This window comes from Streptomyces sp. ALB3, from assembly GCF_044385685.1.
Classification (GTDB): Bacteria; Actinomycetota; Actinomycetes; order Streptomycetales; family Streptomycetaceae; genus Streptomyces.
This window is the reverse complement of the sequence record NZ_JBISCE010000028.1, coordinates 38,221-52,671: the sequence shown is the minus strand read 5'-3', so window position 1 is coordinate 52,671 and position 14,451 is coordinate 38,221. Positions and strand designations below refer to the sequence as shown.

Below are 14,451 nucleotides of genomic sequence, written 5' to 3'. Positions count from 1 at the left end.
CTCGCAATCGGGGGAGTGGGGGGTCACGCGGAGGTGCGGGGCGTCACCAGGAGCCCGCGGAGGCGATGACGGTGAAGACGTCCTCCATAAGCTCCGGCCGGCGGCCCGGCTCCTTGATGACGGCGGTGGGGGCGAGCACCCGGGCACCCCCGGGGACGTCCTTGTTGACCAGGGCCTGCGCGCCGATGACCGCGCGGTCGCCGACGGTCACCGGGCCGAGCACCGTGCAGTTGGCACCGAGGATGACGCCGCTGCCGACCACCGGGTGCCGCCGGTCGCCCTCCGGGCGCTTGTTGTCGCTCCACCAGCCGACCGCGCCCAGGGTGACCTGGTGGTACATCGTCACGTCGTCCCCGACGACGGCGGTCTCGCCTATCACGACCCCGGCACCGTGGTCGATGAAGACCCGGCGGCCCAGCACCGCGCCCGGATGGATCTCGACGGCCGTCACCCGGCGTGCCCACCGGGCGAGCAGCCGGGCGGGAATCCGCAGACCACGACCGTGCATGCGGTGTGCGACCCGGTGCGCCCACAGCGCGGTGAGCGCGGGGTGGAGAACCGCTTCCTTCCTGCCCCGCACCGACGGGTCGCGTGCCACGACGACGTCCAGGTCCTCGCGGAGTGTGCGCAGGAGACGGGGGGTCGGGGAGGCGGGGGTGGCGGCGTGGGCGCCCGGCGTCGCGGGGCGGTGGCCGGGGGCGGTGCCGGACGCGGTGCCGGCGGCTGGGATCGGCTCCGGTTTCGTCGGACTGAGCAAGCTCATCATGGCTCCAGTGGCGGGGCGGGCCTCTTGACTGGACAGAGCGTGCAGGGCCGCCTTCCCGATGGGGTCCCGGCCCGTTCCCGTTCGGTGGGGCCTCCGGGGACGCAGACGGAAAGAGACGGGAACCGGGCGGGAAACAGACAGGAACGGGCGCCCCCACACTCGCCTGAGCACCACCCCGCCGCACCCAGGACTCGCCGGGTGCGCCGGCTCGCCGGTGCGTAGGCGCACCGCACACGCCCCGAACGACTTCGAGCAGAGGAGCTCCCCGTGCCTGTGATTTCCGTCGACTGGTGGAAAGGGAACGACCGTGCCCGACGCCAGGAGCTCGTCAGCGAACTGACCGCCTGCGTGTCGCGTATCGCCGGGTGTCCGGAGGAAGCCGTCACCGTCATCGTGCGGGACGTGGACCCCGGTCACTGGGGGAAGGGCGGTGTGCTCGCCGACGTACTCCAGGCCGATGCCGCCGGTGCCACGCCGGCCCCACAGGACACGGGGGGACAGCCATGAGGTCGCCCGGCGGAACGGGTCACCCCGATCCCCGGCTGCTCCTGCTCGTCTCCCCTTCGTCACGGCTGGTGGAGGAGGCGACGGAGGCCGGCTTCGAAGCGGTCACCGTCACGGACACGTCCGGCTTCCCGGACGACGGCGCACTCCGCCGGCACCTCGCGGAGACGGCCCGCACCCACCGGGTGAGCAGGCTGGTCGCCTGCGGTGAGGCGAGCGCCCTGCCCGCCGTACTGGAGACGGCCGAAGACCTCGGACTGTCCCCGAACCCCGCAGCCGCGGCGCAACTGCTCGCCGACCCGTCACTGATCAGGGGACTGCTGACCCGTAGCGGCCCGCAGTGGGCAGCGGTCGCGCTGCCCGCCGGGACGCAGGACGAACCGGTGTCCTACGACGTCGAGTACGGCGTGGAGACGCTGACGGCGGAAGGGATGCACAGGGTCACCGGGATCGTCGAACTGCGCTCCGCGGGTTCCGGTGAGGCCTCCACCGACACCGCGCCCGCGTCCGGGCATCCCTCCGGGGGCAGCGACAGGGCGGGGGCGGTCGCCCGCCTCCACGCCTTTCCCGCACCGCTCACCCGGCAGGAGGAGGCGGAGATACGAGCACTGGCCACCGGGCTGCTCGACCTCGCCGGCTACGAGTTCGGATACGCCTTCACGCGCATCGCGTGTACCGCCGAGGGGCCGCGCATCATCAACTCCCGTACCGAGCAGGCGGCGTGGCCGACGTCCCGGCTCATCGAACTGACCACGGGACTGGTGGCGGAGCGGGAACTGGTGCGCGCGCTGTCGGGAAAGCCGCTGGAAGCGCCGGTGCCGGTCGGATGTGCGGCGGCCGTTCCCCTGCCAGGCCCGCACGACGTGCCGGAGGGGATCGCCGCGCTCGCGGGTGTCCGGGAGGTGCGCGACGGGCACGCCCTGATCACCGCCCTCACCCCTGACGAACTCACCGCCCGCACGGCTGCCGTTCTCGGACGTCTGGGCTGAACCTGCCTCGTCCCACCTCCGTGAAGGCCCGCCGAACGACCAGGCGGGCCTTCACGCGTCCGCGCTCGGGGCGTCGTTCCCGGCGCCTTCCCGCGTCTGCGGTGAGCGTTTCCCACTCCGTTCCCGTCGGAGGGGGAAGGGCGGTAGCGGAAGCGGAACGGCCCGGGAGCGGATCCCGCGAATGTTGTTCCTGTCAGCAGGAAAGACCAGCCGGGACCACTCCAGAAGGCAGGAAATCAGATGCGGAACACGGTGTACACGATGGCAGGAATCGTCACGGCGGCCGTCCTCACGCTGGGAGCGGGCAGCAGCGCCGCCCTTGCTGTCACGACGGACCGCACGGGGCACGCCACCGTGGCCACGCACCTGGTGCCGATCGACGGTGAGGGTCCGAATGTCGGGCCGACGTCCGGTGAGGGTCCGAACTACGCACCCACCTCCGGTGAGGGTCCGAACTACGCACCCACCTCCGGTGAGGGTCCGAACGTGGCGCCTACCTCCGGTGAGGGTCCGAACTACGCACCCACCTCCGGTGAGGGTCCGAATGTCGGGCCGACGTCCGGTGAGGGCCCGAACGTGGCGCCCACCTCCGGTGAGGGCCCGAACTACGCACCCACCTCCGGTGAGGGCCCGAACTAGGCACCCACCTCCGGTGAGGGCCCCGACATGGTGGCCTGACCCCGACTCCCGCCCCATGGGCGCAACCTGGTCGGCGGCGAACTCCCCATGCCCTGCTCCTCCCCACAGGAGCGGGGCATCCGCCGTTCCGGCACCGACGGCCGGCGCGTACGGACGACCCAGGGCACGTCGATGGGCACGTCGATCCGCCGTACGGGGGAGTGAGCGCTCAGCCCGTCCGCCCTGCGGGGATACCCATCGCGTCGAAGGACCCGTCCGCCGTCGCCCGGTGTGCCTCAGCCGCCTCGTGCTCGCCGAGCTGTTCCAGTGCGCGGGCCATGCCGGCCAGAGCCCGGGCCTCCTCGACGCGGTAGTCCACGCCGGCGGCCGCGCGGTGGGCCCGCTGGTGGAGTTCCAGTGCGAGGGCGTGACGGCCCCGGCGGCCGTGCAGCCGGCCGATGATGTTGCCGACGGCGGCCTCGCGCATCGGCGCCCCGCTCAGGTCGCCGAGCTGGAGCGCCGCCTCCGCCCACTCGGTGGCCTGCGCGGTCTCGCCGAGGCGGTCGGCGGTGTCGGCGGACAGGGCGAGCAGCAGGGACATGTCGGCGGGGGACATGACGTCCACGGCCAGCTTGCGGGCCCGGCGCAGCAGATCGGCGGCCTCGTCCACCGCACCCAGGCCGAGCCGGGCCACCGCCAGATCGATGAGGCCCTCGACCTCCTTGTCGATCGCCCCGATACTGCGGGACAGCGTGACGGCACGGGTGGCGACCTCCACGGCTTCCGGGAAGCGGCCCCATTCGGCGTACAGATTGCTGAGGTTGGTGAGGGACTCGGCCTCGGCACGCTCCGCGCCGAGCTCCCGCTTGATCGCGATCGACCGTTCCAGAAGGGGCAGCGCCTCGTCGTACCGCCCCAGTGCGCTGAGCAGGAGGCCGAGGACGCCGGTGTCCTTGGCCTCGCCGCGCCGGTCGGACAGGCTCACGGCCAGAGCGAACGCCTCCTCCGACATGGTGATGCCCTCCTCGAAGCGGCCCAGCTTCCAGCAGGCGACGGCGAGGTTCGACAGGCTCAGCCGTAGCAGTGCCGGATCACCGAGCCGGCGGGAGGCGGTGACCGCGGTGCGGCACAACTCCCGGAACTCCTCGAGGCGTCCTCGTAGGTCGAGCGGGAAGACAACGTTGGCGGCGAGCAGCCCGACGTGGCTGTCCAGTTCCCAGCGGTACGCGAGGGCCACGGCGGCCAGCAGTGAGTCCTGTTCGCGCTCCAGCCAGTCCCGGGCCTGCTCGGCGGTGTCCAGCGGTGGGAGCTCGGCGTCCGACCGGTGCTCGGGGCGGGGGATCCGGGCCCGGCCGGGAAACAGCAGGTCGCAGGCGGCGTCGGTGGCGTGCAGTGCGAAGTCGAGGAGACGGCGTACGGCCCGGGCAGCCTCCTCGTCGTCCCTCTCCCCGTCACCGGCTTCCGGCGCGGGGCCGCCACTGCCGCGCGACAGGTTCTGGGCGAAGCTGCGGACGAGGTCGTGGAACGCGTACCGGCCGGTCTCGTGCTGCTGCAGCAGATGCATGTCGAGGAGGTACTCCAGGACGTCCTCCGCGTCCCGCGCCCGTTTGTCGAGCAGGGCTCCGGCGGCGTACACCTCGATCTCGGCCCCCGGGTGCTGGCCCAGCAGGCGGAACGCCTCGCGTGTCTCGGCCGACAGGCCCTCGTACGAGAGCCGCAGGGTGACCTCGACACTGCGCTCGCCCGAGTTGAGCTCGGCGAGCCGGTGGGCGTCGTCACGGAGCCGGTCGACGAGGTAGCGGACGGTCCAGCGGGGACGCTTGCGCAACCGGGCGGCGGCGATGCGGAGGGCGAGCGGCAGATGACCGCAGAGTTCGGCGAGCTGCGCCACGGCCTCGCGCTCGGCGCGGGCGCGGGTGCTGCCGAGAACGCCCTCGACGAGCGCGACGCTGTCGTGCGGTGGCATGACACCGAGGGAGACGGTGTGCGCGGCGTCCAGGTCCGCGAGCAGAGCCCGGCTGGTGACCAGGACGAGGGTCTGCGTGGGGGAGGCGAGGAGTGGCCTGACCTGGGACTCGTCGACGGCGTTGTCGAGCAGCAGGATCATCCGGCGTGTGCTCATGGTCCGCCGCCACAGGGCGATGCGGCCCTCCGCGTCGTCGGGGATGCGTTCGCCGGGTGCGCCGAGCATGCGCAGCAGGGCCTCGGCGGCGGCCCCGGCGCTCAGTGGTTGTTCGCTCGGTGTGAACCCGCGTAAGTCGATGTGCAGTTGTGCGTCGGGGTAGCGGTCGGAGAGCTGATGGGCGGCGCGCACGGCGAGGGAGGTCTTGCCGCTGCCGCCCATACCGTCGATGGCGACGATGAGTGGTCCGGTACCGGCCGCGTCCTCCACGAAGTCGAGCAGCTGGCGGACCTCCTCCTCGCGGCCGGTGAAGTCGCGCAGGTCGTAGGGGAGGGTGGAGGGCGAGCCCTCCGGGGTGAACGGAGCCACGGAAGGGCCGGCCGGCGGAGGCGGAGCGGCGAGCTCGGGACTGTTGCGCAGGATGGCCTGGTGCAGTTCCGTCAGGGCGTCACCGGGGCCGATGCCGAGTTCGTCCACCAGGAACTCGCGGACCTTCGCGAACTCCTCCAGTGCCTCGGCCTGCCGGCCGGACCGGAAGAGCGCGAGCATCAGCTGCCCGCGCAGGGTCTCTCGGAGCGGATTCGCCTCGATGAACTCTCTGAGCTCTCCGACGAGCTCACCGTTCTCACCTGCGGCGAGCCGCAGGTCGAAAAGCTGCTCCACGGCGGTGAGCCGGCGCTCTTCCAGGGCCGCGGAAGCGGCGGAGAGGACGGAGCCGCCGCTGCCGGACAGCAGAGGGCCGCGCCAGAGGTCGAGCGCCTCGCGCAGAGCCGTCGCGGCGTGCGCACTTTGTCCGGCGGCGGTAGCTTCCCTGGCTTGTTTCAGCCCTTCGGTGAAGCGGCTGAGGTCCACCTGCTCGGGCGTGGTCAGCGCTCGGTACCCCGGACCCTCGGTGACGATCAGGTTCCGCCCGTCGGGAATGCGCTGCCGCAACTCGGCGACCGCCTTGCGTACCTGATGGGCGGCGGTGGCAGGCGCGTTCTCGTCCCAGACGGCTTCCACCAACCGGAACACGGGGAGTACGCGCTGGGGCTCCAGCAGCAGGGTGACCAGGACCCTTTCGTGCACAGGGCCACCCACCCGGACGCGCTCCGGCCCGTCCCAGCATTCGAACGAGCCCAGAATCCGGAAGCGGACTCCGCGCACCCCTATGTCCTCGCTCATGAAACGCGTCCCTCCAGCAGGCCCCCGAGCAGCTGCTGCTGCCCCCCACGAACACCGACTCCCCCGTCCTGCCGGCCCGAATGCGCCATCACATCAGGGCGCTTTGGTGGGCGGCAAGACGGCCCTCCGTGCTGTGGCTTCAAATTCTTCCCACTGAAAAGAATTTGATATGCCATCAGCACATACTCGACATGCCGATTACCAGCCCCGCGCGGTGGCGCGCTGCTGGGGGCCGGCTGTCGTCTTGGTGTCCAGCAATAATGCATATTTAATGCATGTGGTGGTGGCCCCCGGCGCCACCGACCGTTCGAACGCCGTCCCGCCGCAGTCCCCGGAGCCGCCCATGCCGTCCACGACGGACATGCCGTGCGGCCCACGGCCCCGGCTCCGGCGGTCGAGGCGGACGACCGTGCGGTCCGGCCCCCCGGCCCCACCGTCGAGGACCGGCAGACCCTGGTCCCTCGCCACGCACACGGCGCCCGGACGCCCGGCGAGCCCGTCTCGCCCGCCCACGCCGAGTGGTGCTCCCCGACGGCCCGCTCTCCCCGTGAACCACCTGGACGTGAACCACATGCACCCCCCTGCCCGTCCCGACAGTGACACCTTCGCCGACGTGCTCGGCCGCACCCGGCTGGCCGCCATCGTGCGCGGCACGGACCCCGACGCCGCCCTGCGCACCGTCCTGACCCTCGCGGACGAGGGCGTGGCTCTCGTCGAGGTCTCCCTCAACACCACGGACGCCCTCGCCGTCGTACGCCGTGCCGCCGCCGAGGCGGGGCCCGGCACCGTCATCGGGATGGGCACCGTGCTGACCGAGGACGACGTCTCCCGCGCGCACGAGGCGGGGGCCCGCTGGATCGTCACCCCCGCCCTCACCGAAGCCGTGGGCGCGTCGGTCCGGGCCGGGCTGCCGGTCCTGGCCGGTGCGCTCACCCCGACCGAGGCCGTGGCGGCCCGGCGCGCCGGCGCCGACGCCGTCAAGCTCTTCCCCGCCTCGCTGGGCGGCCCCGCCTACCTCAAGGCCCTCCGCGACCCCTTCCCCGACCTGCCGTTCGTGCCCGTCGGTGGCGTGGACCTCGCCGGTGCCGAGCAGTACCTCGCACACGGCGCGGTCGCGGTCGGCGTCGGATCGCCGCTGGTGGGTGACGCCGCGCACGGCGGCGACCTGGCCGCCCTGCGCGAACGCGCCCGCCGGTTCGTGTCCCTCTGCGCCCGCGGCACACAGGGGGAGGCGTGACCGCCGTGCCCGGAGATGCCACCCCGTCCGCCGATGTGCTGACGTTCGGCGAGACCATGCTGGCCGCCCAACTGCCCGGAGCCCTGGCGGTAGGCGCCCAGGCCCGCACGACCGTCGCCGGTGCCGAGTCGAACGTCGCCATCGGTCTGGCCCGGCTGGGCCATCGCGCCGTCTGGGCCGGGCTCGTCGGCGACGACGAGCCCGGCCGCCTCATCCTGCGTACCCTGCGCGGAGAAGGCGTCGACATCACCCGCGCCGCCCTCCACGCCACGGCCCCCACCGGCGCGATGCTCCGCGAGCGCCGCGTCGCGGACCTCGCGCGGGTCCACTACTGGCGCGGCCACTCCGCGGCCTCCCTGCTGACCCCCGCCGACCTCGCACCCGCGCTCGGCGACGGTGCGCGGGTGCTCCACCTGACCGGCATCACGGCTGCTCTCGGCCCCGGTCCTCTGGAGGCGGTGCGCGCAGCCGCCGCCCACGCGCACGCGCAGGGGTGGACCGTCACCCTGGACGTCAACCACCGGCGGCGTCTGTGGACGGCCGAGGAGGCCGGAAAGGCGCTTCGGCCACTCCTTCCGCACCTCACCGTCCTGATCGCCTCGGACGACGAGCTCCCGGTCATGACCGACGAGTTCACCGAGTCGCCCGGCGGGCAGGAGCGAGCGGTCGATGCGCTGCTGGCCTCCGGGGTGGGGGAAGTGGTCGTCAAACGCGGGGGAGAGGGCGCCGCGTTCCGCGACCGGCAGGGCGCCAGGCACTCCCAGGCCGCTCTGCGCGTGCCCGTGCGTGACACGGTGGGCGCCGGCGACGCCTTCTGCGCCGGATACCTCTCGGGCCTCCTCGACGGGCTGCCACCGGCCGAACGCCTTGCCCGGGCCAACACCCTCGGTGCGTTCGCCGTCGCCTCGGACGGCGACTGGGAGGGACTTCCCCGACGCGACGAGCTCGGCCTGCTCGCCGCCGCACCCGGCTCCGCCATCCGCTGACCCCGGGACCGGGCGCCCGCGGGGACGCCGCCCGCCGACGTGAGGGCCGGCACCGGCGGCCGATGAGGCCGAGGGCCGTCACCGGAGGCCGGCTGTGGCCAGAAGTGCCGGCCGGGCCCCGCTGCGGCCGGCGGGTCCGGGGTTGTGAGTCGGCCCATAGGTCCCAGGTCACATACGAAGCGCGGTAGTAGATGGTGCCGCCCGGGTCCGGAGGGTTGGAGCGCGCCGCTCGGCTCCCCGGCCCCCGCCTACGTAGCTCGGTAGTAAGGCCGGTCGTTGCCCCTCGCCTCGTGCGCCGCTAACCATGGACCGAGCCCACGGGGGGACGACGCCCCGGTCCGGCAGGGCGCCGTGTTCCGCACTCCGGGGCCCGTCCGCACTCCGTTCCGCAGCAGACCCCGTGGCGTCCCTGACATCAGCGCGAGGAGAGTGTTCCATCCGTACGTCCGCTCAGTCCCCGGCCCCTGCCCGCACCGCCCGGATCCGCACGTTCTCGGTTTCCGGACTGTGCGCCGTCGGAGCCGCAGCAGCAGCCATGACGCTCGTCCCGTCCCCCGCCCAGGCCGCCGCACCGGCCTCGCACGGCGCGGTGACGGCCGGAGTCCAGGCAGCCGGAGTCGCCGCCCAGGCAGCCGCCCTGGCCGAGAAGGCCGACAAGGCGGTCGCCGACCCGGACAACCTGGACGCGTGGATCCGGGCGTCCCTCAAGATCATGGACGCCAAGGGGATCCCGGGCACCTACGAGGGCCTGCACCGCAACATCATGCGCGAGTCCGGCGGTGACCCCGACGCGGCCAACGGCTGGGACGTCAACGCGCAGAACGGCACGCCCTCCAAGGGCCTGCTCCAGGTGATCCAGCCGACGTTCGACGCGTACCACGTCTCCGGAACGCCGCAGGACCTGACCGATCCGGTCGCCAACATCACCGCGGCCGCCAACTACGCGGCCGACAAGTACGGCTCCATCGACAACGTCGACTCCGCCTACTGAGCACCGACGGCACAACGGCACGGCCGCACGCCCGGAAAGGCGTGCGGCCGTGCCGTTCCGCGTGAGGCGGTGACGCAGCGGGCGAGTCCCGGCGGCCGTCACCAGGGGGTGGGGCCGGCCGGTTCGTTCCGCGAGCCCTCGAGCAGTGAGATCTGCACGCGGACGCGTTTACCCACGGGCTCACGGCGTACCTCGAAGCTCTGGCACACCGCGAGAACGATCTCGAGGCCATGCTGCCCCGCGCGGGCGGGATCGGCGGGCAGCGCGGTGGGGAGCACGGCACCCGAGTCCCACATGGTGATGCCCACCATGCCGCCGTCCACCTCGAGATCCAGCAGACACGGGCCGGGAGCGTACTTGCAGACGTTCGTGGCCAGCTCGCTCACCACCAGCTGGGCGACGTCCATCGCCCGCGCGGACACGTCCAGGCCGTGCAGGGAGCGGGCGTCGGACAGGAACTCCCGTACGAAGGCGCGGGCCTGGGCGATCTCCGCAGAGCTCATGTCGTACGCGGCCCCACCCGTGAGGGCGCCCGGCGCCCTGACCTGTGCCGCTTCGCCATTCGTCGTCAGCTGTTCCATGACACCGTCCCCCGTCCGGTCAGCTGCACCACGCAGCTCACCCATCGCCCCGTCTACCCCCCCTCACGCGTTTCAGACGCGGCGAAATCGACGAATCCGGCGAGCCGTCGACGGGTGAGCGTGAAGCCCCGGCCTCCTCAGGACACCTGCCGGTGACGTGCCACATCCGTGGTCCGTCCGGTGGCTCACGGAGCCCCACCCCGCCCGGGCGGCGGGCCGGGACATCGCCGGTCCGCCGCCGTCGGACCGGGAGCGGACACGACGGTCAGCCGCTGTACGGGGCGGCCACGTCCAGAACCCAGACGACGCCGAAGCGGTCCTTGAGCATGCCGTAGAGGGGTGCCCACAGGGCCGGCTCCAGCGGCTGCACGACGGTCGAGCCGACGGCCAGCCTGCCCCAGAGAGCGGTGATCTCGTCCGCGTCGTCACCGCGCAGGGAGACGAAGACGGCGTTCTCACCCGGGTGCCACGGCATCCGTGAGGGCACGTCGTAAGCCATGACACGGAAGCCGTCGTCCCCGGCGACCTGGCCCCACATGACCTGGTCCGCCTCCTCCGGGTCCTGCGCGGCGCCTGCCTCCCGGTAGGTGACGGCTACGACGTCCCCGCCGAACACGGAGTGATAGAAGTCGAGCGCCGCGCGGGCGTCGCCGCGGAAGTTCAGGTGGGTCGTGGTGGTGACGGACATGATGGCTCCTGGCTTTCGGTCGATCGGGGCGAGCGCCGGACGGCCGCCCACAGGGCGGCCGTCGACTCCGCGCGCGTGGTGCGCCCGGTCCGCGTGGTGGCCCTCACGCTGTCACCGGTGGAGGACGGGTTCTGTCCTCCACCCGAAGGCCGCGGGCACCTCCCGGCGCTCGGCGGCCGTCCCCTGCCCCGGACCCCAGATGGCGTACGGCACGACCGGAGCCGCAGCCGACGGGAGATCAGAAGACCCGGGTGCTCCTGCCGTCGATCACGATGGCCTGGCCGTCACGCAGGGTCCGGTGGGCGGTTCCCGCGGCACGGTAGCGGTCGGCCACGATGCCGAGGATGTCCGTCTCGGGATGCCCTGGGGAGTCGACGTGGGGCACCACCACATAGGGGAGGAGTGCCAGTCCGTCCCAACGGGCCTCGTCGCCGTAGGCCGTCCGTACCGCATCGGGGTCGTCGCAGTCCTCCAGCCCGTGCAGGCCCGGGGCGAGGACGCAGGCGCCGGCGCTGTAACCGGCGTAGACGAGGGCGTCACGGCTCACCAGACCGGCCAGGGCCGTGTCGGCGCCGCTTCTCGCCAGGGCCTGGCGCAGGACGAACACGTTGCCCCCGCGGACCCAGACCAGGGGGAACCGGGACAGGGCGTCGGCGGTCCGGGCTGCGGGCGCGCCGAAGTACGCCCGGAGGTCGATCTCCACAGGACGCAGCCCGAGCCCGGCGAGCTCGTCGGCCTCCTGCTCGACGGCCGCCCGGCGCTCGCCCGCCGGCAGGGCGTCGACCGCGTTGGCGATCACAGCGACCTCGCCCGTGGCGGCAGGGTCCGTCAGCAGCGCCAGCATCTGATCGGGGCGCTCACCCGTGCGGAAAGAGGAAAGGTACATGCGCATCCGAGCACCGTAGTGCGGCGGACGGGGCCGCACGGGGCTTCCCCCTTCTCGGGGTGACCGCCTGCGCGGCCGTCCGTATGTGCTTGAACATGCCGGCCGCACCGCACTAGCGTGCCCGTGTGGATCTCTTCGCGCGGTCGTGGAACGCCTTGCGCACGGCGGTCGCCGAGCTCCCGGACGAGGAGTTCTCGCAGCCGTCCGGCTGTGCCGGCTGGCTCGTGCGGGACTTGGTGTGCCATCTGGTCATCGACGCCCAGGACGTCCTGGTCACCCTCGTGACACCGGCCGCCACGGAACCGACCCGCGACGCGGCGACCTACTGGGAGGTGTCCGGGACACCGCCGAGCGGCGACGACCCGCTCGACGCGGTGACCGTCCGGCTGGCCGCCGCCTACGAGGAGCCCCGGCTGCTGAAGTTCCACCTGGACGACGTGGGGTCCGCGGCCGGCCGTGCCGCCGCGCTGGCCGACCCCGGGCTCCGGGTCGGCACCCGCGGACAGGTCATGACCGTGGACGACTACCTCACCGCCTACGTCCTGGAGTGGACGCTGCACCACCTCGACCTCGTCGCGCACCTCCCGGACGCCCAGGACGTCCCCGAGGAGGGACTGGCCCGGTCCCGTCGGTTGCTGGAGGAGATCGCCGGGACCGCGTTCCCCGCTTCACTCCCGGACGAGGACGTGCTGCTGGTCGGTACCGGACGGCGTCCCCCGACCGACGCCGAGACGGCCGTCCTGGGCGAACTGGCCGACAGACTCCCGTTCGTCCTCGCCTGACCGCCCGGCCGCCCGGGGCCGCCCCCTCGCTCCGGACGGACCGCCGCACCGCTCTCCCCTCCCGGGGTTCCGGCTTTCGGGCCTCCGAGGAGGCATGCTGGTGGCCGTGGCCACGGTGCTGTCCGTGGGCTCTTGCTGCTGTGCCGGAACAGGGGCGCGCGACGTCCGCCGTCCCGTGAAGGGCGAGGGGAACCGGATGGCGGAGGACCGGCGGCCGGACCCGGCGCCCGAGCGGATCGAGGGTGCGCCCGCGGACCGGCTCAAGGAGCGGATCTACGCGACGATCACGATGATCGCCGTGGTGGTCGGCCTCTCCGTGAGCGAGGCGGGCACCACGGGCGCCCTGGCCACGGTTCTGACCACCGCTCTCGGACTGTGGCTCGCGGCGTTCGTGGCCGACCAGCAGGCGCACCGCACGGTGCACCGCCATCTCGCCACCGGTCAGGACCTGCGGCGCATGCTGTACGTCAGCAGCCCGTTGCTGTCGTGCGCGGTGGGCCCGGCTGTGACGATCGCCCTCGCCGCCCTGGACGTACTGTCCCTCTCCGCCGCGCTGATGACGGCGGCCGGCGTGGGTATCGCCTCCCTCTTCGCCTGGGGCTGCGCGGGAGGTCTCCGCATGGGCGGCGGTGTCCTCCTCGCGGTGCTGGCCGGCCTGGCCGACGCGGTGATCGGTGTCGCGGTCGCCCTCGTGAAGGCAGCGGCCGGACACTGATCCGCGGGTGCGCGGCCCGGGCCGCACGAGCCGGGCAGGGTATCGGGGCGGGCGGGACGCCCCCTCCGTCCGCCCTCGCCCGTACGGCCCGGCAGACGGAGCCGGCAACGCTCCTGGTGACTCCGGAACGACGCCGCCCGGCCCTTCGAGCGGACCAGGACCGCCGACCAGATCCTCGACCGCGTCTGCCGCTACGTGCGACAGAGTCTCCGGACCAGGTCACCAGGTGAGCCGGCGCAGCGCGCGGACCAGCGCCTCGACCCCCGCCTCCGCCTTGGACCGGGGGCACCCGACGTTGAGCCGCAGCCACCCCGGGGAGCCGTACGCCGCTCCCGGCATGATGGCCACCCGCTCCACCTCGACGAGCTCGCGCTGCAGTGCGTCGTCGTCGACGCCGAGCGGCCGAAGGTCCAGCCAGGCGAGATACCCCGCCTGCGGCGGTCTCCAGCCGAGCTGCGGGAACTCGGCCCGCAGGCGGTCGGCGACCATCGCGAGGTTGGCCGCGAGATACGGGCGCAGGGAGTCCAGCCAAGGCGCCCCCTCCCTGTACGCGGCGATGTGTCCGACGAGCGACAGCACCGCGGGGGAGGAGAGGCCGTCCGCGTCCTTGAGCTGCCGCAGGTAGGCGTCACGTGACGCCGGATCACCGACGATGCCGTAACTTCCCGTCAGTGCGGGGATGTTGAACGACTTGGACGCCGATGTGACGACAGCCCACCGTCCCTCACCGGCGTGGCCGGCCCACGGGCGGTGGACGTGCGGGGCGTGCGCGAGATCCGAGTGGATCTCGTCGCTGATGACGGCCACGCCGTACCGCGCGCAGAGCCGCGCCATCCGGTCCAGTTCCTCAGCGGACCAGACCCTGCCCGTCGGATTGTGCGGCGAACACAGCAGCAGCACCGCGGTGTCGGGCAGCGCCAGGAGCCGCTCCATTTCCACCCAGTCGTCGAGCGGGCAGGCGCGGAGCTGCCGCCCGTGGGCCTCCACGGTCCTGGGGAACGCGTCGTACATGGGTGTGTGCGCGACGACGCCGTCACCGGGGTCCGACCACAGACGGAGCAGCTGCGACAGCTGGTAGACGACGGAGGGCCCGTAGACGATCGAAGCGGGATCGACGGCCGTCGAGTGCCGCGTCGCGTACCAGTGGACGATCGCGGAGAGGAAGTCGTCCTGCCGCCACCGGGAGTAGCCGAGCACACCGTGCTCCATGCGTTCGCGGAGCGCGGCGATGACGGCCGGCGCTGTCTCGAAGTCCATGTCGGAGATCGTGAACGGCAGCAGACCCGGGACGCCGAAGCGGTCCTCGACGTAGTCCCACTGCGTGCACCAGGTGCCGTGCCGGTCCACCGGCACGCCGAAGCCGTAGGGGTCCTCCGGGGACCCATGAGCCGCGCGGGGGGAGGCGGGCGGAGGGAGAGCCAT

The 14,451-nt window shown here is 72.9% G+C and carries 14 protein-coding genes; 8 read left to right on the top strand and 6 right to left on the bottom strand.

Annotation, left to right across the window (positions count from 1 at the left end; translation table 11 throughout):
- Positions 1 to 43: 43 nt before the first annotated feature.
- Entirely contained in the window at positions 44 to 763 is a 720-nt protein-coding gene (epsC, locus tag ACHFIV_RS18280) for a serine O-acetyltransferase EpsC (protein ID WP_398969839.1), read from the bottom strand.
- A gap of 270 nt (positions 764 to 1,033) precedes the next feature.
- On the opposite strand from epsC, the gene ACHFIV_RS18275 reads away from it, so the two are divergent.
- The 3 genes from ACHFIV_RS18275 (at position 1,034) to ACHFIV_RS18265 (ending at position 2,898) form a co-directional block, all read left to right on the top strand.
- Entirely contained in the window at positions 1,034 to 1,273 is a 240-nt protein-coding gene (locus ACHFIV_RS18275) for a 4-oxalocrotonate tautomerase family protein (RefSeq protein WP_398969836.1), read from the top strand.
- Positions 1,270 to 2,259 carry a hypothetical protein gene (locus tag ACHFIV_RS18270; RefSeq protein ID WP_398969834.1) on the top strand — a complete coding sequence of 330 codons (990 nt, stop codon included), beginning with the start codon at positions 1,270 to 1,272 and terminating at the stop codon, positions 2,257 to 2,259. Before ACHFIV_RS18275 ends, ACHFIV_RS18270 begins: the two co-directional genes overlap by 4 nt.
- Positions 2,260 to 2,520: 261 nt before the next feature.
- On the top strand, positions 2,521 to 2,898 hold the full coding sequence (locus ACHFIV_RS18265; RefSeq protein WP_398969831.1) for a hypothetical protein: 378 nt from the start codon (positions 2,521 to 2,523) through the stop codon (positions 2,896 to 2,898).
- 208 nt (positions 2,899 to 3,106) lie between these two features.
- On the opposite strand, the gene ACHFIV_RS18260 is transcribed toward ACHFIV_RS18265, so the two are convergent.
- Positions 3,107 to 6,163, bottom strand: a complete 3,057-nt coding sequence (locus ACHFIV_RS18260; protein ID WP_398969829.1) for an AfsR/SARP family transcriptional regulator — start codon at positions 6,161 to 6,163, stop codon at positions 3,107 to 3,109.
- Between the two features lie 571 nt (positions 6,164 to 6,734).
- Here ACHFIV_RS18260 and ACHFIV_RS18255 point away from each other — a divergent pair.
- The 3 genes from ACHFIV_RS18255 (at position 6,735) to ACHFIV_RS18245 (ending at position 9,377) form a co-directional block, all read left to right on the top strand.
- Complete coding sequence (locus ACHFIV_RS18255; protein WP_398969917.1) at positions 6,735 to 7,400, top strand: bifunctional 4-hydroxy-2-oxoglutarate aldolase/2-dehydro-3-deoxy-phosphogluconate aldolase; 666 nt, start codon at positions 6,735 to 6,737, stop codon at positions 7,398 to 7,400.
- Between the two features lie 56 nt (positions 7,401 to 7,456).
- Entirely contained in the window at positions 7,457 to 8,386 is a 930-nt protein-coding gene (locus ACHFIV_RS18250) for a sugar kinase (protein ID WP_398969914.1), read from the top strand.
- Positions 8,387 to 8,822: 436 nt separating this feature from the next.
- Entirely contained in the window at positions 8,823 to 9,377 is a 555-nt protein-coding gene (locus tag ACHFIV_RS18245; RefSeq protein WP_398969912.1) for a transglycosylase SLT domain-containing protein, read from the top strand.
- Between the two features lie 98 nt (positions 9,378 to 9,475).
- Here ACHFIV_RS18245 and ACHFIV_RS18240 read toward each other — a convergent pair whose 3' ends face one another.
- The 3 genes from ACHFIV_RS18240 to ACHFIV_RS18230 form a co-directional block, all read right to left on the bottom strand.
- Positions 9,476 to 9,958, bottom strand: a complete 483-nt coding sequence (locus ACHFIV_RS18240; protein ID WP_398969827.1) for an ATP-binding protein — start codon at positions 9,956 to 9,958, stop codon at positions 9,476 to 9,478.
- A 265-nt stretch (positions 9,959 to 10,223) separates the two neighbouring features.
- Positions 10,224 to 10,646, bottom strand: coding sequence for a VOC family protein (locus ACHFIV_RS18235; RefSeq protein ID WP_398969826.1), 423 nt, complete (start codon positions 10,644 to 10,646; stop codon positions 10,224 to 10,226).
- Positions 10,647 to 10,884: 238 nt separating this feature from the next.
- Positions 10,885 to 11,538: a Type 1 glutamine amidotransferase-like domain-containing protein gene (locus tag ACHFIV_RS18230; RefSeq protein ID WP_398969824.1), complete on the bottom strand. Its 654-nt coding sequence runs from the start codon at positions 11,536 to 11,538 to the stop codon at positions 10,885 to 10,887.
- A 119-nt stretch (positions 11,539 to 11,657) separates the two neighbouring features.
- On the opposite strand from ACHFIV_RS18230, the gene ACHFIV_RS18225 reads away from it, so the two are divergent.
- Positions 11,658 to 12,314, top strand: coding sequence for a maleylpyruvate isomerase N-terminal domain-containing protein (locus ACHFIV_RS18225; RefSeq protein ID WP_398969821.1), 657 nt, complete (start codon positions 11,658 to 11,660; stop codon positions 12,312 to 12,314).
- A gap of 94 nt (positions 12,315 to 12,408) precedes the next feature.
- Positions 12,409 to 13,029, top strand: a complete 621-nt coding sequence (locus tag ACHFIV_RS18220; RefSeq protein ID WP_398969818.1) for a hypothetical protein — start codon at positions 12,409 to 12,411, stop codon at positions 13,027 to 13,029.
- Positions 13,030 to 13,248: 219 nt separating this feature from the next.
- Here the strand turns inward: ACHFIV_RS18220 and ACHFIV_RS18215 are convergent, their stop codons facing one another.
- On the bottom strand, positions 13,249 to 14,451 hold the full coding sequence (locus tag ACHFIV_RS18215) for a MalY/PatB family protein (RefSeq protein WP_398969815.1): 1,203 nt from the start codon (positions 14,449 to 14,451) through the stop codon (positions 13,249 to 13,251).

Excerpts from the sequence above, each read along its gene's own strand:
- ACHFIV_RS18255 (WP_398969917.1), top strand. The coding sequence starts at position 6,735 with ATGCACCCCCCTGCCCGTCCCGACAGTGACACCTTCGCCGACGTGCTC.
- ACHFIV_RS18235 (WP_398969826.1), bottom strand. The coding sequence starts at position 10,646 with ATGTCCGTCACCACCACGACCCACCTGAACTTCCGCGGCGACGCCCGC.
- ACHFIV_RS18215 (WP_398969815.1), bottom strand. The coding sequence starts at position 14,451 with ATGGCTCTCCCTCCGCCCGCCTCCCCCCGCGCGGCTCATGGGTCCCCG.
- ACHFIV_RS18250 (WP_398969914.1), top strand. The coding sequence starts at position 7,457 with ATGCTGGCCGCCCAACTGCCCGGAGCCCTGGCGGTAGGCGCCCAGGCC.
- ACHFIV_RS18230 (WP_398969824.1), bottom strand. The coding sequence starts at position 11,538 with ATGCGCATGTACCTTTCCTCTTTCCGCACGGGTGAGCGCCCCGATCAG.
- ACHFIV_RS18260 (WP_398969829.1), bottom strand. The coding sequence starts at position 6,163 with ATGAGCGAGGACATAGGGGTGCGCGGAGTCCGCTTCCGGATTCTGGGC.
- ACHFIV_RS18265 (WP_398969831.1), top strand. The coding sequence starts at position 2,521 with ATGGCAGGAATCGTCACGGCGGCCGTCCTCACGCTGGGAGCGGGCAGC.
- ACHFIV_RS18220 (WP_398969818.1), top strand. The coding sequence starts at position 12,409 with ATGCTGGTGGCCGTGGCCACGGTGCTGTCCGTGGGCTCTTGCTGCTGT.
- ACHFIV_RS18240 (WP_398969827.1), bottom strand. The coding sequence starts at position 9,958 with ATGGAACAGCTGACGACGAATGGCGAAGCGGCACAGGTCAGGGCGCCG.
- ACHFIV_RS18270 (WP_398969834.1), top strand. The coding sequence starts at position 1,270 with ATGAGGTCGCCCGGCGGAACGGGTCACCCCGATCCCCGGCTGCTCCTG.
- epsC (WP_398969839.1), bottom strand. The coding sequence starts at position 763 with ATGAGCTTGCTCAGTCCGACGAAACCGGAGCCGATCCCAGCCGCCGGC.